Genomic DNA, 19,142 nt, shown 5'->3' with positions numbered 1-19,142 from the left:
ATTTATGAGGGAAAAGGCATGGCAGATATGCAGAGCAAATTGCCGGTGACGGTATTATCTGGTTTTTTAGGCGCGGGAAAAACGACCGTTTTAAGCCATATACTCAATAATCGTGATGGCTTGAGAGTCGCGGTGATTGTGAATGATATGAGTGAAATAAACATTGATGCGGCGACCATTAAACAAGAAGTGTCGCTAAATCGTAGCGAGGAAAAGCTCGTTGAAATGAGCAATGGCTGCATCTGCTGCACGTTGCGAGAAGACTTGTTGATTGAGGTTAGAAAGCTTGCCGAAGACAATAGCTTTGACTATTTGGTTATTGAATCAACCGGTATTTCCGAGCCCTTGCCCGTTGCGGAAACCTTTACTTTTGCCGACGAAGACGGTGTGAGTTTATCGGATATTGCTCGCCTTGATACCATGGTAACTGTCGTTGACGCCGTGAATTTCATGAAAGACTATGACGCTGCTATCTCGCTGCAGGAAACGGGGGAGTCTCTTGGTGAAGAGGATGAACGCAGCGTGGCGGATTTATTGATCGATCAAGTCGAGTTTGCTGATGTTATCTTGATCAGTAAAACCGATTTGGTGAATGAGGCGGAGTTACGACAGCTTGAATCCATCCTGCGTAGCTTTAATACAGAAGCGGAAATTATTCCTATTCATCAAGGCAAAATAGAGCCTAAACGCTTGCTAGGCACAGGTAAATTTAGCTTTGAAAAAGCGCAACAAGCGGCGGGTTGGCTAAAAGAAATGCGTGGTGAGCATGTGCCAGAAACGGAAGAATATGGCATTGGCAGCTTCTCCTATTTGGCTCGACGACCTTTTCATCCTCAGCGCTTTTATGATTTTCTTCATGGAACAGAAGCGTATGGAAAATTGCTACGGTCAAAAGGCTTTTTCTGGCTAGCGACCCGCCCAGAGTTTGCTGGCCAATGGAGCCAAGCCGGTGGTATCGCGCATTATGGTTTTGCTGGCATGTTTTGGAAAGCCGTTCCTAAAGATAAGTGGCCACAAGACCCAGAATACCTTGAGTCGATAGCAGAGCAATGGGTCGAACCTTTTGGAGATATGCGACAAGAGCTGGTGTTTATTGGTCAGAACTTGAATAAAGAGGCTGTAATAGAAGCATTAGACCGCTGCTTATTAAGCGACCAAGAGCTACTGGCTGGAAAAAATGCCTGGGCTGCTTTGCCTGATCCTTTCCCAGAATGGGGTGAGGTCGCTTAGTCTCCTAGTGTATTAAATAAGCATAAAGACTCCCTGTCTGGCCAAGACAAGGAGTCTTCTTTTATTATTCTTTGCCTTCGTTAATTGGCTCTAATACTTCTACTGTCTTGTTTTTTAATCGATTTATAAGCAGATGGATATCTTCTTTTATCATGAGCAGTACGGGGATTAAAATCAGCGTAATAACGGTGGCAAACATGATGCCATAAGCGAGAGAAACCGCCGCAGGAATGAGCATCTGTGCTTGCCTTGATGTTTCCCCGAGAATAGGGATCAAGCCTGCAAAGGTGGTGAAAGAAGTCAGTAGAACCGCTCTTAAACGGCTTTGACAAGCAAGGCTGATGGCTTTTTTAACATGACTCGTTTCGTAGCGTAGGTCATTGAACCGAGACACTAACAATAGACTGTCATTGACCACCACTCCGCTTAGCGCAAGTATGCCGTTAAGAGAGAAGATCCCAAGTGCTAAGTTGTTCATCCAATGGCCTAACAAAGCACCAATGATGCCAAATGGAATCGCCATCATAATGATAAGCGGTTGCGAGTAAGATTTTAGCGGAATGGCTAGCAGGCCATAAATAATTAAGAGCGCAATAAGAAACATCTCGGACATAGACGATTGTGTTTTCTCTCTTTGCTCTGCCTCACCCGAGAAGAAGATAGAAACCCCAGCAAACTGGCGTTTCATCTGTGGCACCACGGCATTTCGTAAGTATTCAACCACTTCGGTAGATGACATGGTGTCTTTATCGACTTCGGCCGACAAATACAAAGAACGTTTGCCGTCGATGCGGATAATACGCGTTTCAGCATCTTGTTGTGACAATGTGGCGACGGTAGAAAGAGGAACCCGAGTACCATCTTCCAAAACAATTTTGGTATTCATGACGGCAGCAGGAGATTCTTTTTGGTCATTAGGGTAGCCAAGGCGAACTTCAACTTCTGAATTATCACGCTGGTATTTTTGTACGACTTGGCCGTCAAAATTGCGTGCTACTTGAGTAGCGAGAGCGCTGGTAGACAAACCTAATAAGCGCCCTTGATCTGTTAGTTTTAAAATGAGCCTTGATTCGGTTGGCGTGTTGTTTTGCTCAACCCCAGTGACAGCGGGAAGTGTGGCTAACTGCGTTAATAATTCTTCCATTGCGCCATCAAGGACACTGGTATCATTGCCTCGCAGTTCAATTTTTAATGCATCGACTGTTTCACGAGCACTACGAATACGCAGGTTTTTTACGCCTTCTGGCATGCCTGCAAGTTGCTGCCATTTACTGGCGAATTGTGCCGAGGTATAGGGTCTATTCTCGTCAAGTTCTATGCGGATGTTACCGGATTGATCACCGCTTGCGGTGACTTGTATATTTTTAATGGCCACATCACCCTTGGGTGTTTGCGTTTCTCCAGCTACTTGGGTATTGCTTGGTTGGGTTTTTGTTAGCGTACTGCGTAATACAGTGTCTGCTTGGTAGGCTTTTTGTTCTAGTTCGAATAAGGTTTTGTTCGTCTGTCCATAGCTGACATCGTTGTACATGGTCAATGTACCGCGCACAGTATCCCCTGGAATTTGAGGAAAGAAACTCATCCGAATCGCGCCAGTAAATGGCATGGAAATAACCAATATAAAAACAGCGATAAACAGCACGCAAACCGCGTATCTATAATGAAGCGCGAGCTCTATAGTGGGGCTATAAATACGGTTACTGAACCACTGTAAGCCAGAATCAGCTCCACGTTGGACCATGGCCCATGCACCAGATAGTGGATTCGTTTTAGTGGATTTTTGGGTGTTTATGTGGGCGAGGTGAGCAGGCAAGATAAGCTTAGATTCAATGATAGAGAGGATCAAACAAATTGCCACCACGGTTGCAAACTGAGCATAAAGTTGACCTAAACGACCTTCGATATTGGATAGCGCCCAAAATGCAGCAACGGTGGTGAATACCCCAAAAAGAGTCGGCACTGCTACCATCATGGTGCCTTTAATGGTATTGCCTATGGTATCGCCTTCTTTAGAGCGAACCGTGTACACGCTTTCTCCAACCACAACCGCATCGTCGACCACTATGCCCAACGCCATGATAAAGCCAAACGTGGTGAACATGTTTAAGGTCAGGCCGACACTTTCTGTTCCCATGAAAAATAGGGTGCCGAAAAAGATAAAAGGCAGCCCCATAGCAACCCAAAATGCCACGGTAACGTTTAGAAAGATCGCTAATAAAATAAATACCAGCAATACGCCAGTGACGGCATTTCCTATCATCAAATCAAGGCGCTGATTAATAGACTCACTCCGGTCATACCAAGTACCCAGTGTTACATTGGCTGGCAAGCGTCCGCTGTTTTGCCATTCTTCTATTACTGCTTTTGCCCCTACAACAGAGTTAGAAATATCACTATTGCCTGTGGTTAATACTTGTATACCTAAGCTGTTCTGGCGATTAAAACGTGACAATACGTATTCATCTTCATCGAAAGCATCGCGAATGGTAGCAATATCACCCAATAATAGTTTTCCGCCTGAGCTGTTATATTGCACTGGAATGCGAGCAAATTCGCTTTTCATATACGCTTGCTCTGAGGCACTAATGGTGAGGTAGATAGCTTCATCACGCAGTGTGGCGACTTGGGCTGGCGATGACTCAGCGTTGATGGCTGTCGCTATGTCCGACAAGGTAAGCCCATAGGTTTCTAAAGCATTCTTGTCGAGTTCAATCATGATGGTTGGATCTAGCCAACCAGATATTGAGGTCGAACTGATGTTTTCGTTTGCCAATAAATCGGATTCCAGTTCGCTGACTAGCTTTTGAAGCGTTCGTCGATCTGCGTCACCGTATAATTGAATCCAAATAGCGTGCTCTTCCCGTGTTGCTTTACTGACCACTGCTGGGTCTGCTTCATCAGGAAAGGAAGAAATTTGGGCAACCTTGTCTTTCACATCGTCAAATAGCGTGTCGATATCATAGCCGTCCAGCATTTCGATGGTGGTGCTGGTGGACTTGGCTGTAGAGGAGGTGGTGATATTTTTAATACCTGATACACCTTGCAGCGCTTTTTCTAACGGAATAGCGATGCCTTCTTCGTTCTCTTTTGCTGAGCCACTGTCGTTACTGACTGAAATTGCAATGCGATTTGGCGTTAAGCTTGGAAAGGCCTCTTTGTTAATGGAGCCCATGTTCAGAACGCCTAGGCTAATGACCAAAATAAGCAATAGGTTGGCCGCAACAGGGTTATTCGCAAACCATGGAATAATGCCTTTGGGTTGATCAATAGGAGTCATTATTGCGCGCCTTTATTGGCTGGTAGGTTCAGTGACTTCACTAGGGTGCCTTTTAAATAGCTGTTGTAGGGCTGAACAATCACTTGGTAAGAAGCGTCAAGCATGTGGGGCGGTACTTGGATATAAACGTATTTGGAATCGACAAAACGCGGTGTGGTTTCAAACGCGGCAAGACGACTGTCTTCGTCTATATACCAGATTTCACTTTTTTGGCTAAGCGCAGTATTGGGGAGTTTCCATAGGTTATTCAGTTGTTTGCCTTTAATGGAAACTTCAACAAATGACCCTGGCAGTAAAATAGGCGTTTGGCTCAAAGGATTGTCCAGGCTAACCAATAGACTGCGCATTCGGGTGGTTTCATCGATATGTTGATTGACACTAAGAATCTTGCCTTGCCATGTGTCCTGTTTATCCATGCTTGAAATTTGTACAGGCCAATCACTGCTTAGCAGAGTGTTCATATCAGGGAGTTTCATCCAGTCGTTGTTGGATAAATCGATTTTTATGTCTGCACGATCGGTGCTGTAAAGCGTACCAATTTCACTGCCAGAACTAATGTATGAGCCAAGTGAGGCTTCGCGAGTCACCACTAAGGCATTAAATGGAGCCGTTAGTTTTGTGTGTTGCAGTTTAGCTTTTGCATTGTCTAACGCGGCCTTGGCAGCATCAAGCTCGGCTTTGGCCGCGGCAAGTTGTGGCATTCTTAGCACTAGATCAGAGTCTGGATCCCCCTTAAAGCCAGCCGCTTCCCATTCGGCTCTGGCTTGTTCACCTTGGCGCATTTCTTCTTTTAACGCGAGGTTTGCCGCCGCTAGAGCATTTTCTGCGCTGGCAACATTGCTGTTTAGCTCTGTGTTTTGCAACTGTGCTAACACATGCCCTTTGCTGATGACTTGCCCAGGTTCAAATTGATTTGATAAGCGAGTGATTTCACCACTGACTTGGCTGGTCATGGTCAATGCATAGCGTGTTTTGACTATCCCAGATGCCGTAATGGTCGCAGCATAACTGCCAGCTTCGGCTGTGATGGTGGTAATCTCAAGGGCTTGTTCTGGTGCGGCAGGTCGTGGTGTTCGCACTCTATTTTTTTGCGCATCCATGGCGCTGGTGACATAGACATACACACCGGCAATCGCAGCGCCCGCTAATAATAAGGTGATCCACTGTGAAAGATGTTTCATTAAGGTTTTACTCCAAGCCCGAGTGCGAGCCCTAAATCGACTCTATTGGATAGTTGCTGATAAATTAAGTTGTCTAACTGCGCTTCTAAGTTAAATGCTGTGGTTTGGGCATTGATTAAATCGCTTAGTTCAACCAAACCAGAGCGGTACTTTTGTTCATATTGAGTTAAGTTCTTTCGAGCGCTATTTAAGGCGTCTTTTATGTGCAGGACTTGTTGGGATAATACGCGTTCTTGACCTAGCGTATTCTCGATGTCATTGACTGCAGTGAGCAGAGTTTCTCGGTAGTTTTGATACGCTTGAGCCGTTTCCAATTTAGCAATTTCTACCGCCGCTTTTCGTTGCCCTCCCTGATAAATAGGTTGGGTAATTTGGGCGAGTAAAGACCAAATAGGAGAACCGAATAAGGCGGCACTAGGAGATGACGCTGTGTCACTTAATGTCGCGCTTAAACTGATACTAGGGAGCATATCTTTGTAGGCTACCGATGTACTTAAATCCGCGGCTTCAATGGCAAGGTAGGCGGCTTTTAAGTCTGGTCGGCGCTGTAAGCTCTGTTGAGGCAGCTCGTTTAAGCTCAGAATAACTCGGGGATATTGTGGGTTGGCAATAAAGCTGGGAAGCCGATTTTCTCCGAGATACAGCTGCAAATTACGTTTTTCAATCGCCAGATCTTCTTGGTATTCGATTAAATCTGCTTTGGATTGAGAGGTGGCGGTGCGGGATTCATCCATTTCTTCTAGTGTCCCTAAGCCATTTCTAAAGCGTCTTAGGATCAGTTTTTCATTTGATTGCAATAAGGCTAAACGTTTCTGCTCGATTTCTATCGCGTGTTGTTTGGCTGTAATGGAGAGCCAGGATTTTATCACATTCGCCACTAATGTATCGCGGCTGGCCTGATAGAGCGCTTCGTCACTGGCAAGCGATTTTGCTGAAGCTTGTTCAGACTGAGCCAACTTTTGCCATAAATCCAGTTCCCAGCTTATGCCTAGGTTTGCTTTATAGGCGGTGTCGCTGCCTTCGGTTTTATTGCCTGATAAACCTGCTTCCACGCTGGGCAGTGAGTTCCCTTGCTGGGAACTCAGGCTCCATAAACTCGCTTTTAAGGTAAGCTGAGTTTTCTGCAAACTTGGGTTTGCTGCGAGTGCTTTGTGTATTAGCTCATCAAGTTGTTCGTCTTTTATGAGGTCGGTCAAATAACTGGTCGGAGCAACGTCGTCCATTGACTGCCATTGTGAGCTTGTTGATTCGCTCACGGAGTCTAATTCTTGTTGCGCTTTATCAGCATAGTCTTCACGTTGTTGTGAACTGCTGCAGGCGGCTAGCATCAAGCTTAGGCTCAGTATTGTGATGGTTAAGAAAGACCGTTTAAGCATTAAATTATCCTAGTGAAAAGGGCCTAGTCGATGTTGTGTTTATACGCTAGTTTGATACATCCAGTGTTTGCTTTTTAAGATTATGTCGCCTTTAAATTAATGCCTTAAGAGTATTTGCGTTTCTTTACATTCGATCTTATATCAATACAGACGTCTCTGGCGCACTGTGTTTTATCCTAGTGTCGGAATCTTGCAAAATAGCGGCCAACCTCTTTATTGCCCATTCTCTTTTTTCTTTATTTTGTTCACTGAAATTTAACCGAAAACAGTTACGATATTTGCCTGTTGCTGAAAATAATGGCCCAGGAGCAAAGTTTACGCCTTCTTCGCGGCAACGTTCGACGAGTTTCATCGTATCGATACTTGGGTGAAGCTCAACCCACAAAATGAAGCCCCCAACGGGGAAGCTGACCCTGGTGTCACTGGGGAAATGTATTTTGATCGCATTGAGTATGTGATCGCGTTGTTGTTCGTAGTTCTGTCTCATCTGGCGTATGTGTTTGGCATAGCTACCTATACGGATAAATTTTGCGATTGCCAGTTGCGGGAGAACGGGACACATAGAACTGCTGACATATTTTATATGAGTGACTTTATCTCGATAACGTCCAGGCGCAATCCAGCCAACTCTCGTTCCCGGCGCAATGCTTTTGGAAAAAGACGAGCAGAGTAATACGCGACCATCTTGGTCAAAGGCTTTGATTGCTTTGGGACGAGGAAATTGATAGGAAATATCCCCATAAATATCGTCTTCAATGATGGCAATATCGTAACTTTGCGCCAGTCGGTACAGCTGTTCCTTTTTCTCCTCGGGCATATTGTATCCCATTGGATTGTTGCAGGTGGGAGTCACAAAAATCGCTTTGATAGGCCATTGATCAAGCGCGAGTTCTAGGGCTTCTAGACTTATCCCTGTTTCTGGGTGAGTGGGGATTTCCATGGCTTTTAAGTTAGCGGCTTTAATCGCCTGCATGGAACCATAAAAGCTTGGAGATTCAATAGCAATAATATCGCCAGGTTCTGTCACCGCTCGTAAGCAAACGGATAGCGCTTCTTGGCAGCCAGATGTGACGACGATATCGTCTGGGTGAAGTTGGCAACCAGAGGCTACCGTTAGACGGCAAAGTTGCATGCGCAGTTCCTTTGATCCTCTAACGTCCGAATAACCTAGCCCCAATTCTGGTTTCTGTTTTGTTAAGTCAGATAAGGTCTTTAGCAGAGGCTTTAAGGTTGAGGCTTTCATGTCAGGCATGGCGTGTTGCAACTGCACTCCTTTGTTGCCACTGCGATTCATTAACATGTTGAGCACTTCTTCCCATTGGGAGACTTCCAAAGGGCGCTGAGGGGGGCGAGAAATACTGGGTAAATTATCCTTTTTGGGTATACAGACAAAGTAGCCAGATTTCGGACGAGCTTCAACAAGCTGTTCCTGTTCAAGCTGACGATAGGCTTCTTGCACGGTAGAAATGCTCACGCCATGTTCTTGCGCCAATTGTCGTACTGAAGGTAATTTATCGCCAGACTTATAAAAGTCATGCTGTATGTGTTCACGCAGGCGAGTCGCAAGCTTTTGATACAGTGTCATGGTCTTTCCTTTGAAGCTTCTGTGTGTCTCTGTGTCTGTATTGATTATATAAAGATAAACAGTGGTAAATTACCATACAGATTTGAGGTTATTTTGCCATACAGGCGAATTGAATGGGGATCTGTATGTTTATTAAAGTGGTTTTCTGAGGCTGTATTGGTTTTCTGTCTTCTCTTAAAGTGGTTACTCATACACATAGCACCTATGACGTATTGCAGGGTGCCACTCAGAAGGAGAAGGTTATGTTAATCGTTAGCTTATTTGTTTGTATTCAGCAAAGTATTGAGCGTTTTCAAACACGTAAAAAGCTTGCAAAACTTAGCGCAGAGCAACTTAATGACATTGGCATGACCAAAGAGCGCCAACAAATAGAAGTGTCCCAAGCAACTTTCTTGCAGCTACTGCGTGATGTTGTGTTGAGGGTGAAAAACGCTAGGAGGGCGCAAGGATAGATGGCTCCTTGTCATTGCTGGGGATTTGTTTAATCTAACAATGGGGACAGCGACCGCATCAACATTGTTTTTAATGATTGGCAGTTGATGGTGAGTTACTAAGCGTTGAAAGGGCATAAGGTGAAAGAAAATAAAGAGCAGAAAGCGTCTTTAACAGAAGCTCAATGGAGTCTTTATATGATAAAGACTCGTTTAAACACGCTTTATACTGGTATCAGCACGGATGTGGAGCGCCGTTTTAAAGAGCATTCTGGCAGCAGTAAACGTGCGGCTCGGTATCTTAGAGGGAAGGGGCCGCTAGAGCTGGTTTGGTCTCAGTCTGTCGGTTCAAAGAGTGAGGCATTAATACTGGAATATCGAGTGAAAAAGCTAAACCGCCGTCAAAAACAGGGCTTAATTGATGGGGGCATTAAGCTGGTTGATTTGCACCAACAAACAGACGAATAAAGGGTTTTTTGCGCTTGTTTTTCTAAGAAATCATTCGTAGCATGTTAAATCATTAATTGGTCTTTCAAAGGGAGGCAAGGGGTGATGATTAGCCACATTGACCACATTGTTTTAACTGTGGCGGATATAGACAGAGCAGTCGCTTTTTATGAATCTGTACTTAAACTTGAATCATTTACCTTTGCTAATGGAAGAAAGGCTGTGCGCTTTGGCCAGCAAAAAATCAATTTCCAAGTGCTTGGGCAAGAGCTAAGAAATCATGCAATGGAAGGGTCTGGTGATGTATGTTTAATAACGAACTGGTCGTTAGACGAAGTGATTACTCATCTAAAAGCCAATAATGTCACTATTCTTGAAGGCCCCGTGTCTAAATCTGGAGCACAAGGGCCAATTCAGTCTGTTTATTTTAATGATCTTGATAATAATCTCATTGAAGTAAGTGTCTACGAAGAGCCACTTAATGATGGCCAAGAAGTTGAGTAACCGCGTCAAGCACAGATGAATAACTCTTTTCCTCATAAACGCCAAACCCACTTAGTTGACGAGCTTTCACTTTCGTAAAAATAGGCTGTATTAACCCCGTCAGAAAACGAGTGATTAACACCGCAGTAACCTGAGTGGTTGGGCTTTTGCTACTGAGGTAGTGGGTAAATTCTCTAACGTATTCTGTCATATTGCTCCAAGCTTCTGCTCCCTGTTGTGCTGGTGGCGCAAATACCAAAATGTTTCCTCTGCAAACTGAGCAATGGCCACAATGCTCAGGTGCATGCTGATCACCAAAGTATCGTGCTAGATTATTATTTAAGCAGCGATCTAGCTGGAAAAAGCGAATCATGGTGGCGATTCTTGCAATCTCAGCGTTTTGTTTTTCTTCTACATAATGATGCAGTTGGCTGGCCAATGTTTGGTGATGAAAGTGCTCAGTATGCACTTCATAGACGTCGGTTAAGCCTTTACTTTCTAGTGTCAGGACATTGTTATCTGCAGCGTATTCTAATATTTCTAGTACATCGCCTCGTGACAATCCTGCTTCGTTAAATAGCTTGTCAAAATCAGGTGTGCCCCAAATTTTTTTATATTGAATGCCTTTCAATAATGCTTGGTAGGCTGCTTGCCATTCGTCGGGAATACGGTTAGCAAATTCGTTTCGGTCGCCTTCCCATTTTAATCTGACATCAGAATAATAGGTGTACTTGGCCGTCAGCACGTTGAGCAATTCGAGCTGTACCAACAGTGTTTTTAATGGCAAAGCTCTGATGTTGGTCTGCATAGATAAGCTGTATGACTGCGTTTCCCACAATGACTGAGTGCTATTGTAAGAGTGTGTAGACTGAGTGGTTTGCTCTGTAATACTGTTGAGCAGTGTATCTATGTTTTGCGGTTCTGGTGTATCGCCATAGACAAAGTTTTCGAGTGTGCTCAGGCCTTCAAGGCTGGCGAGTAGTACGCAGCGGCTTGGTTGACGATCTCGACCTGCACGGCCAATTTCTTGGCTGTAGTTTTCAATGGATTTTGGTAAATCAAAATGCACAACGAGACGGATATCGGCTTTGTCTATGCCCATACCGAACGCGATGGTCGCGACTATGATGCGCGTTTTACCAGCCATAAAATCGGCTTGAATAGTGCGTCGCGTCTCACTGTCTAATCCAGCGTGATAAGCCGTCGCAGAGTAGCCGCTGGTTTGTAAATGGCGAGCCACATCTTCGGCCGTTTTCTGCTGAGTTACGTACACGATGCCCGCGCCTTGGGTGTCGTCGATTTGGCTTTTTAAGGTCGTTAGTTTGTTGCTACTGTCGACAGCAATCAGGTCGATGTCTAAGTTTGGGCGGTAAAACCCCGTTTGCACTATGTGTTCTGGGTGAATAGCGAATTTTTGCGCCATATCACGTTGAACCCGACGTGTTGCGGTTGCGGTTAACAATAGCACCAAAGGAATAGCTAACTCTTGTTGATAAGAGGGCAGCTTTAGATAATCCGGCCGGAAATTATGACCCCATTCAGAAATACAATGTGCTTCATCCACAACCAACATAGAAATAGGGATGTGTTTAATAAAGCGGCGAAAACGCTCGTTTTTAAAGCGTTCAACAGAAATCATCAAGATTTTTATCGAGCCGTCTTGGACGCCAGACATGACTTCCTGGCTTTCATCTTTGCTCTGACTGGAATCCAAACAGGCTGCATTGATACCTTTTGATGACAGAAAGGCTAATTGATCATGCATCAGGGCAATTAATGGCGAGATCACTAGGGTTAAGTGTGGTAGTTGTGTTGCTGTAAATTGGTAGCATAAGGATTTACCCGACCCTGTTGGAAAAACCGCCAAAGAAGAGTGCCCAGATAAGAGTTGTTCAATTGTTTGCTGTTGCCCCTCACGGAACTCACCAAAGCCAAAGAGTGAATGCAGGTTTTGCTCTAATGAGATCATCGAGAAATTTGCCCCCATTCCAATTCGCAACTTTTTAACTCGTTTAAATGGTTTATCCAATATTCTTCAGAACCAAACCATGAAAACGCTTTGACGAATGCAGGGTCATGCCAGCGGCTCTGTAGCCAAGCGGCATAGCTGATCACGCGAACGCTTTTGAATACATCCACCAAATCCAATTCACGCGTTTCAAAAGGCAGATAAGATTCATAACCTTCGATAATCTCACTCAATTGTTGTCTAGGGTTTTCTGTTTGAGTGATGTGTAGCCATAAGTCTTGTACGGCAACGCCATTTTGGCAATCATCAAAATCCAATAAATGAAATTGTCCCTCATGAAGCATGAGGTTACTGCGGTGACTGTCACCATGGATGGGTCTAAGTTGAGTGGGCCAGTATGCTTGGATTCTTGTCTCACTTAATTCTCTTAACCTAGCAATTTGCTTTATATATAAGGGTTTAAGCTTTTCTGGTAGCTGTAATGCCTTTGGCAGAGGGGCTTTGAGAAGCGTGTTGCCTGTTAAAATTTGATTTGCTGCCACATCCATTTGTGCTAGCGGAGAAACGTTCAGTCTCTCTTTAAACATTGTTGTTGATAAGGCTTGATGAAGCTTTCCAATCAGTTCGCCAAGTTGATATAGCTGATCTAAATTGTCCGCTTCAGGGTGTTGTCCAACCAATCTTGGATATAGGCAAAAATACATGTCTTTATGCTGAAACAAGCTAGCGCCATTAAATTCTAATGGTGCCACTACAGGAACACTGGCCGCTTTCAGTTTGAGTAGGGTTTGGTGTTCTTCCTGAATTTGCGCTTCGTTCCAGCGTTCAGGGCGATAAAATTTTGCAATAACAGGGGAGCTGTCTTCGATCCCAATTTGGTATACACGGTTTTCGTAACTGTTAAGTGGGTAGATACGTGAATCACTCCACAAACCGGTGGATTCCACCGCATCTAAGATGACATCAGGAACAAGCGTTGAGAAAGAATGGGGTGCCGTCATAAAGGAGTACTCTGATGCTAAAAAAAGAAATGTCGATGACCATAACGATGTGTTTGGATTATAGCAAGCCGAGTTGCTTTTTTAGCGCGTGTTTTTGCGTACTTGAAAGATCAGAGGCGTGGTTGTTGATATGAAAAACGATAGAGATCAAAAAGTGTTTGTTCCTTTTTGATCCCTTTTGGACATTAAGCGATGCCTAGTTTTCTTTGTAAGGTTAGCTCTTGTTCTCGTGTGATTGATGAGGCTTTTCCTGACGCGATGAGTTGCTTCCATTGCTTCCAAGATTTAATAGCATCTTCTCGACGCGAACGGTGTAGGTACTGTTGAACTTCTACACGGAAAGAGTTCGTAACGGCAGTTGGGTTGTCTTTCCCTAACTGTCGTAACCTTGTCAAAGAGCGTTTTAGCTTCTCTGCAATTTGCGGATCTTGAGCGTCATTTTCCTGGATCGCAATAAGGCATTTTAGATGCTCATAATAGTATTCTATTTTTTCATGCTGAGTGTTTCTTGTTAAACGAATGACTCGTGAATAAGCTTGTTCAGCCGTTTTCCAGTCTTTTATTTTAATGCTCAGCTTTCCAAGGCGTTTGGTTCTTGCCAAGGATCTAGGTGATACTTCTAAGCTTTTTGCCATGGCTTTCTGGGCCCCTTTGAAGTCTCTTAATTCTTCATGGGCATCAGCAAGGTTATCGTAAGCGGGTAGAAAGTGACGACTAATATTAATGGCTTTTTCTAGGTTCTCTATCGCAGACATTGGCTGCTGTAAACTTAAGTCACATTGAGCAACACCAAAGTGCGCCCAAGAAAGCTCTTTGTTCTCCTTGAGCACTCCCATGTAGTGTATTTTGGCTGCTTTATAGTCTGCTCTAGAAAGTAGCGATTCCCCAATTGCCTTTAGGCATAAATTGCGATATTGGGGATATTTGTTCATGATGCTTTTGGCTTCTTTTTCCATCTTTTCATAATTGTCGTTGTTTCGACTTTCATACACAGACGAAAAGATGCTCTTTTGTTTCTTTATACGGTCTAGTCTTCGATGCAACGTTGATGGCGTGAAGGGTTTCACCATATAGCTGTCAGGTCTGTGTTCTAGGGCGCTCGCCACGCTATCATAACCTGTGTCTGCGGTGATCATGATGAAAATATTGGAGTGGCTGAGCAGATTGTTTTTTCTAGATATTTCTAACACTTGTTGACCGTTAATTTGGCCACCAAGGTTATAATCAGAAAGAATAATATCAAAGCTTTTCGCTTCCATGCGTTTAAGCGCGCTTTGCCCAGAGGCTTCAAGTTCTATGTTTGTATAGCCTAAAGAAAGCATCATAGATTTCAGCATTAGGCGCATTTCATTCATGTCTTCAATAATTAAGACGGTCTTCTTGCTGACATCTTCTTTGACCGCTTTGGCATTTTTTGTGGGTGTACCTGTCACAGATTAACTTTCCCTAGCTTGAGTGCTTACAAAACAACGTGAATATTTACAAAAAGTTACAAGCGGCGTTTTATACCACGTTTTAGGGGAGCTACAAAGCACTTTAGTTCAGTAAAGTTGGAAAATTAAGGGTCTTAAACCTGTTCATTATTTAATGCACTATATTTGCTGTGAGAACAAAAATATCCATGTATCCCAATTCGCCATTTATGGGCTTTATCGCCTGTGCGCTATGGAAGAATTTACGGTCGTTCAGGACAACAAATTCGCCATGATCAAAGTTATGGCTCATTAATGCTGGACTGTTTTCTGTTAGGTGAACATTGATATTACCGCCTTCAATATTATGGCGCTGCATGACGTAAATACCGATTCTATCAAAGCCATCTTGGTGGATACCTTCAGGGGCGACTTCTGCACTTTTATGATCGGCAAAAATACGTAATTGGTGTACCTCAATTGGCGTACCATCAGACACACTGGCCATTTGCTGAAAATAGTGAAATAACTCAATAAATGCTGGGTCGCACGCAGTCTTGTCATCTATTTCTTCATATTGACGCACAACATTGCCTTGAAAATGATTAATGCTTTCATCTTGTACAAACGCTTTTGCTGGAAGGCGCTGTAGCGAACCGTGTTCTACCGTAAAACGTGAATAGCGACGTAAGCGAAACGTGCCATCAGCATATGGATTGGGTGGTAACTGTTCAAAGGAAGGAGTTAGGTGGTTAACGCTTTCAGGGCTAAGTTGGCCAAGTTCAAGATAAAAAGGCTCTGTAATGAGTTTATTCGTCATCATGGGGTAGTCCTCATGCTAATCGTCGGCAGATCGTGCACAACGTTATTTATTGTTATTCGCTTTGTGGGCGATTTTTTTAGTGTAGCCCTAACGTGAGAAAAACGCTGGGAATGATATGTAAAAATTAATGTTAGGGATGCTTTATGTCTGTCAAAGCCGCTTCACCAAGGTTGCTGGTAGACGGTTCTGCAGTATTAGGGGATACGACTTTAGTCTTATGGGTCTCGTTTTGTATTGACCTTACTTTGTTGTCGTTAAACACTAGAAAATAAAAATAACAATTAAAATAAGGGATGATGATGGCTTATTTCCGATTTGGTGGAGCATTAGGGCTTTTGGCTCTGTTTGTTTTTGGTTTCTTGCAAGGCTCTATACCGCAATACTTTGCTTTAGTTGGCATTATCTTATCCGTCTGCTTACTTATTCCGAATTTTGTAAGTGATCGTAATCGCTCTCATCCCAGATCTAATGAATCGCATGAAAAAGGTAAGACATCTGAGAATGCACTGTCAGAGATGAGTCAGAAAGTGACTCATGCAACCTCTAAAATGGCGATGGGAGCCGCGGAAGTTTCTTACTTTGTTGATACCTTAAGTAAAGACATTCACTTCACTAGTGATGACAGCGAGCAGATCACGCAAGCCGTTGTCACCCTTTCAGAAACGGGGTTAACCTTATCAACCAATCTGGGCCAACTGGCTGTCACCATGACTGAAACCGCTAAATCTAGCCATATTGCCCAAAATGCTCTGTCGCAAAGTGCCGAGCAAATACATGAGCTGACCGAAAAGGTACAAACTGCCAGTGAACAGCTGGCTCTATTAACCAAAAGTGCTGATGACATAGACAGTATCACCGCTGTGATAAAAGCCGTTTCAGAACAAACCAATCTATTGGCGCTTAATGCGGCTATTGAGGCAGCACGTGCAGGTGAGCAGGGCCGAGGTTTTGCGGTGGTGGCTGATGAAGTGCGATCATTAGCGGGAAAAAGTGCCGATGCCTCAGAACAGATTTCACGATTATTGACCGATGTTCGTCAAAATAGCCAACGAACAAACCTTGAAATGTCGTCATTAAAAGAACTAACAGAATCTCTATCGTCGACGCTCTTAGGGGAAACTCAGCGTTTTATATCGTTAACAAAAGAGGTGCAGCATGCTTCTTTAGTACTGTCTGAAGTGGAGAGTGCAGGTGAAGAACTAGGGACGGCGAGTACTCAGATCAACGGGTCTATTTCTCGTATTAGTCACTCTTTGCATGATATTTCAGTGCGCAGTGATCAATTAACAAAAGAAGCGGCAGGCCTAAGTAATGGTGCAGAAGTCGTTTTTCGGGAATTAGATAAAGTAAATGATTCTTTGTTTTTCTCCACATTGCTTAATGAAGCCAAAGCAGCAGCGCACGCTATTGGCCGTCTATTTGAAGAGGCGATTGAAAAAGGTGAATTGACTCAGCAAGCCGTGTTTTCCAGAGATTATCAACCTATTAGTAATACGAATCCACAAAAGTACAGTACATCTTATGATGCATTTAGTGATCAGTTTTTCCCTACGGTGCAAGAGGCCTTATTAGAAAAATATCAGCAAGTCATGTTTGCAGGGGCGGTGGATGTGAATGGTTACTTCCCGACCCATAACAACAAATTTAATCAGCCATTAACTGGTGATTATGAAAAAGATTTAGTGAACAACCGTTCTAAGCGTATTTTTAATGATGCGACTGGTAGCCGATGTGGCGCTCATACAGACAGCTTCTTACTGCAAACCTATAAACGCGATACCGGTGAAATCCTCCACGACCTCTCTGTGCCTATTTTTGTAAATGGAAAACACTGGGGTGGTTTTAGAATGGGATTTAAGCCTGAGCCTTGAGGCTTATAGGCTCTTTAAAATCGGCCGATAAATACACCGCGATAGGCGCAATGAAGTTCGTTGCTCGCGATGGATAACCCGGGTGTCTGATAAAGCACTTCTAGGTCGCTGTTTGCGTCTGGGAATGGCACGCTAAGCGGTGAATCATCATTATAGAATACGATCCAGAATGTATTTGAGTGATCAGAAGGCGTGAGTGTGAGCGCAATAAAGCGACGTTGATCGTCAGCCCAATTTTCGATCGTCATTGCTTCGCTGTGTTCGTTGAGCCAGTGAATCTTGTCTGCTGATGTATGCTGATAAAGCGGGTCGTCTTCTAAGCGTATTTCCGCCAAGATCGGGTAGGTTTTGCGCAAGGTTATCAAGGTTGATATGGTGTCTTGAATGGCTTTTCTAGCATCCGTTATTTCGCTGTTAGCGTCCTGCCAATGCTGCCAAGTGATCTCGTTATCTTGGCAATAAGCGTTGTTATTGCCTTGCTGTGTATGAGACAACTCGTCACCACCCAAAATATGCGGAGTGCCTTGGCTCAACAATAATGTTGCCATATAGCAAAGCTGCTGATTTAGGCGTTTTTCTTGAATCGCTTTATCATCTGTTTCACCTTCCGCGCCAAAGTTCTGGCTAATATTATCGCCATGGCCATCCCGATTTTCTTCCATATTGGCGAGGTTGTGACGGTGATGATAAGACACTAAGTCTTTCATTGTATAGCCGTCATGGTAGGTGATGTAATTGACCGAATTAAGCGCGCTTTTTTGGCCTTTATGAAAGTAGTCTCTTGATCCCATTAGGCGAGTAGCGAATTCAGGAACGGAGCCACGGTCACCACGCCAAAAACGGCGAACAGTATCCCGATATTGATCGTTACATTCCAGAAAACCTCGTGGAAATTGCCCTACTTGATAGCCATTTGGACCAATATCCCAAGGTTCCATTACCAAGCAGGTTTCGCTTAAAACAGGGTCTTGCAGAATGGCTTGCAGCAAGGGGGCTTTTGCTGAAAATTCATGGTTAGTTCGGCCTAGGTCAACGCCTAGATCAAAGCGGAAACCATCCACACCCATTATCTCAACCCAATAACGCATACTGTCGCAAATCAAACGGATGCTTGTGGGGTTATAAGTATCAACACAATTGCCACAGCCAGTGTAATTCAGATATTGTCCGTCTTTATGTCGATAATACCGAGCATTGTCTAAACCTCGATAACATACGCTAGATTGGTCAAGTTCGCTTTCCGCTGTGTGGTTGTAAACCACGTCTAAAATCACTTCAAAACCCGCTTGTCTAAGTCCGTCTATCATTTGTTGGAATTCAGTAATAGGGTCTTTTATTGCGTAACTGGGCTCCACTGCAAAAAAGCTAATCGGGTTATATCCCCAATAATTGTTGAGCCCTAATTGCTGAAGATGACGCTCTGTCATAAAGCTAAAGCATGGCATCAGCTGGATGGTGGTGATATTTAGATTTTTTAAATGCTCGATACCAGCCGAGGAGATAACGCCTAAATAAGTCCCTTGTAGTTCGCTTTCAATCGGCAGGTTTTTGCTGAATCCTTTGACATGCAATTCGTACAAGGCGCGGCTAGAAGGGGTGACATTGACGCGAGCAGGGCGCTCCGGCAGCGGTTTGATATTTCGTACAATGGATTTAGGTACGCAATGGGCGGAATCGCTTTGGTGTACTTGGCCCTCTTTGGTGATCGCGGCTTGGTCTTCGTGCCAGATAAGCTTTGCGCTAAGCGCTTTCGCGTAAGGATCAATCAGTAGCTTTTGTTCATTGTATAGCAGCTGCTGTTCTGGTTTGAAGTCACCTTTGGCTCGTAGCCCATACTGTTGACCTTCCTTTAAGCCAAGCACTTCCATGTGCCAAATACCTTTGTGCTTATTGATAAATGGTATTGGCTCTTGTTCTTTGCCATCTGGGTCAAATAAGCATAGATACAGTTGATGAGCATCTTCAGACACAACAGCGAAATTAACGCCATGCTCCGTGACCGTTGCACCTAAAGGAAAAGAAGAGCCATTGGAAACTTGGTACGCTTGGTTCATGA

Annotated in this window: 15 protein-coding genes; 6 read left to right on the top strand and 9 right to left on the bottom strand. The window is 44.0% G+C overall.

Going from position 1 to position 19,142, the window contains the following annotated elements; genetic code table 11:
- The first annotated feature begins 18 nt into the window (after nucleotides 1–18).
- Nucleotides 19–1,230, top strand: a complete 1,212-nt coding sequence (zigA, locus tag C1X04_RS12885) for a zinc metallochaperone GTPase ZigA (protein WP_137170168.1) — start codon at nucleotides 19–21, stop codon at nucleotides 1,228–1,230.
- A 64-nt stretch (nucleotides 1,231–1,294) separates the two neighbouring features.
- On the opposite strand, the gene C1X04_RS12880 is transcribed toward zigA, so the two are convergent.
- The 4 genes from C1X04_RS12880 to C1X04_RS12865 all read right to left on the bottom strand — a co-directional run bounded on the left by C1X04_RS12880 (nucleotide 1,295) and on the right by C1X04_RS12865 (nucleotide 8,649).
- A complete protein-coding gene (locus tag C1X04_RS12880; RefSeq protein ID WP_137170167.1) occupies nucleotides 1,295–4,507 on the bottom strand; it encodes an efflux RND transporter permease subunit in 3,213 nt (1,070 codons plus the stop codon).
- Nucleotides 4,507–5,688 carry an efflux RND transporter periplasmic adaptor subunit gene (locus C1X04_RS12875; RefSeq protein WP_137170166.1) on the bottom strand — a complete coding sequence of 394 codons (1,182 nt, stop codon included), beginning with the start codon at nucleotides 5,686–5,688 and terminating at the stop codon, nucleotides 4,507–4,509. Before C1X04_RS12875 ends, C1X04_RS12880 begins: the two co-directional genes overlap by 1 nt.
- Nucleotides 5,688–7,064 carry a TolC family protein gene (locus C1X04_RS12870; RefSeq protein ID WP_137170165.1) on the bottom strand — a complete coding sequence of 459 codons (1,377 nt, stop codon included), beginning with the start codon at nucleotides 7,062–7,064 and terminating at the stop codon, nucleotides 5,688–5,690. The genes C1X04_RS12875 and C1X04_RS12870 overlap by 1 nt, the downstream gene beginning before the upstream one ends.
- Before the next feature lie 136 nt (nucleotides 7,065–7,200).
- Entirely contained in the window at nucleotides 7,201–8,649 is a 1,449-nt protein-coding gene (locus tag C1X04_RS12865; RefSeq protein ID WP_137170164.1) for a PLP-dependent aminotransferase family protein, read from the bottom strand.
- A gap of 242 nt (nucleotides 8,650–8,891) precedes the next feature.
- Between C1X04_RS12865 and C1X04_RS12860 the strand changes: the two genes are divergently transcribed.
- From C1X04_RS12860 to C1X04_RS12850, 3 genes are all read left to right on the top strand, one after another.
- Nucleotides 8,892–9,101, top strand: coding sequence for a DUF1127 domain-containing protein (locus tag C1X04_RS12860; RefSeq protein WP_110573909.1), 210 nt, complete (start codon nucleotides 8,892–8,894; stop codon nucleotides 9,099–9,101).
- Between the two features lie 120 nt (nucleotides 9,102–9,221).
- On the top strand, nucleotides 9,222–9,548 hold the full coding sequence (locus C1X04_RS12855; protein WP_368073950.1) for a GIY-YIG nuclease family protein: 327 nt from the start codon (nucleotides 9,222–9,224) through the stop codon (nucleotides 9,546–9,548).
- Between the two features lie 84 nt (nucleotides 9,549–9,632).
- Complete coding sequence (locus C1X04_RS12850; protein WP_137170163.1) at nucleotides 9,633–10,031, top strand: VOC family protein; 399 nt, start codon at nucleotides 9,633–9,635, stop codon at nucleotides 10,029–10,031.
- Here C1X04_RS12850 and C1X04_RS12845 read toward each other — a convergent pair.
- From C1X04_RS12845 to C1X04_RS12830, 4 genes are all read right to left on the bottom strand, one after another.
- Nucleotides 10,006–11,979, bottom strand: a complete 1,974-nt coding sequence (locus tag C1X04_RS12845; RefSeq protein ID WP_137170162.1) for an ATP-dependent DNA helicase RecQ — start codon at nucleotides 11,977–11,979, stop codon at nucleotides 10,006–10,008. The genes C1X04_RS12850 and C1X04_RS12845 overlap by 26 nt on opposite strands.
- Nucleotides 11,976–12,980 carry a serine/threonine protein kinase gene (locus C1X04_RS12840; protein WP_137170161.1) on the bottom strand — a complete coding sequence of 335 codons (1,005 nt, stop codon included), beginning with the start codon at nucleotides 12,978–12,980 and terminating at the stop codon, nucleotides 11,976–11,978. The genes C1X04_RS12845 and C1X04_RS12840 overlap by 4 nt, the downstream gene beginning before the upstream one ends.
- A gap of 185 nt (nucleotides 12,981–13,165) precedes the next feature.
- Nucleotides 13,166–14,413, bottom strand: coding sequence for a response regulator (locus C1X04_RS12835; protein ID WP_254682265.1), 1,248 nt, complete (start codon nucleotides 14,411–14,413; stop codon nucleotides 13,166–13,168).
- Between the two features lie 151 nt (nucleotides 14,414–14,564).
- The gene (locus C1X04_RS12830; RefSeq protein ID WP_137170160.1) at nucleotides 14,565–15,215 is read right to left on the bottom strand and encodes a 2OG-Fe dioxygenase family protein; all 651 of its coding nucleotides are present in this window, start codon (nucleotides 15,213–15,215) and stop codon (nucleotides 14,565–14,567) included.
- A gap of 143 nt (nucleotides 15,216–15,358) precedes the next feature.
- Between C1X04_RS12830 and C1X04_RS18790 the strand changes: the two genes are divergently transcribed.
- Both C1X04_RS18790 and C1X04_RS12825 read left to right on the top strand, forming a co-directional pair.
- Nucleotides 15,359–15,487 (top strand): hypothetical protein, encoded by a 129-nt coding sequence (locus C1X04_RS18790; protein ID WP_281270052.1) that lies wholly within the window; start codon nucleotides 15,359–15,361, stop codon nucleotides 15,485–15,487.
- Between the two features lie 27 nt (nucleotides 15,488–15,514).
- On the top strand, nucleotides 15,515–17,086 hold the full coding sequence (locus C1X04_RS12825; RefSeq protein WP_137170159.1) for a methyl-accepting chemotaxis protein: 1,572 nt from the start codon (nucleotides 15,515–15,517) through the stop codon (nucleotides 17,084–17,086).
- Nucleotides 17,087–17,100: 14 nt separating this feature from the next.
- On the opposite strand, the gene glgX is transcribed toward C1X04_RS12825, so the two are convergent.
- On the bottom strand, nucleotides 17,101–19,140 hold the full coding sequence (glgX, locus tag C1X04_RS12820) for a glycogen debranching protein GlgX (protein WP_137170158.1): 2,040 nt from the start codon (nucleotides 19,138–19,140) through the stop codon (nucleotides 17,101–17,103).
- Nucleotides 19,141–19,142 lie beyond the last annotated feature (2 nt).

Source organism: Marinomonas sp. FW-1 (genome assembly GCF_005222245.1).
Taxonomy (GTDB): domain Bacteria; phylum Pseudomonadota; class Gammaproteobacteria; order Pseudomonadales; family Marinomonadaceae; genus Marinomonas; species Marinomonas alcarazii.
This window is presented reverse-complemented; position numbering and strand designations above follow the sequence as displayed.

Coding starts and splice junctions, on each gene's coding strand:
- zigA (WP_137170168.1), top strand. CDS start 19: ATGGCAGATATGCAGAGCAAATTGCCGGTGACGGTATTATCTGGTTTT.
- C1X04_RS12880 (WP_137170167.1), bottom strand. CDS start 4,507: ATGACTCCTATTGATCAACCCAAAGGCATTATTCCATGGTTTGCGAAT.
- C1X04_RS12875 (WP_137170166.1), bottom strand. CDS start 5,688: ATGAAACATCTTTCACAGTGGATCACCTTATTATTAGCGGGCGCTGCG.
- C1X04_RS12870 (WP_137170165.1), bottom strand. CDS start 7,064: ATGCTTAAACGGTCTTTCTTAACCATCACAATACTGAGCCTAAGCTTG.
- C1X04_RS12865 (WP_137170164.1), bottom strand. CDS start 8,649: ATGACACTGTATCAAAAGCTTGCGACTCGCCTGCGTGAACACATACAG.
- C1X04_RS12860 (WP_110573909.1), top strand. CDS start 8,892: ATGTTAATCGTTAGCTTATTTGTTTGTATTCAGCAAAGTATTGAGCGT.
- C1X04_RS12850 (WP_137170163.1), top strand. CDS start 9,633: ATGATTAGCCACATTGACCACATTGTTTTAACTGTGGCGGATATAGAC.
- C1X04_RS12845 (WP_137170162.1), bottom strand. CDS start 11,979: ATGATCTCATTAGAGCAAAACCTGCATTCACTCTTTGGCTTTGGTGAG.
- C1X04_RS12840 (WP_137170161.1), bottom strand. CDS start 12,980: ATGACGGCACCCCATTCTTTCTCAACGCTTGTTCCTGATGTCATCTTA.
- C1X04_RS12830 (WP_137170160.1), bottom strand. CDS start 15,215: ATGATGACGAATAAACTCATTACAGAGCCTTTTTATCTTGAACTTGGC.
- C1X04_RS18790 (WP_281270052.1), top strand. CDS start 15,359: ATGTCTGTCAAAGCCGCTTCACCAAGGTTGCTGGTAGACGGTTCTGCA.
- C1X04_RS12825 (WP_137170159.1), top strand. CDS start 15,515: ATGGCTTATTTCCGATTTGGTGGAGCATTAGGGCTTTTGGCTCTGTTT.
- glgX (WP_137170158.1), bottom strand. CDS start 19,140: ATGAACCAAGCGTACCAAGTTTCCAATGGCTCTTCTTTTCCTTTAGGT.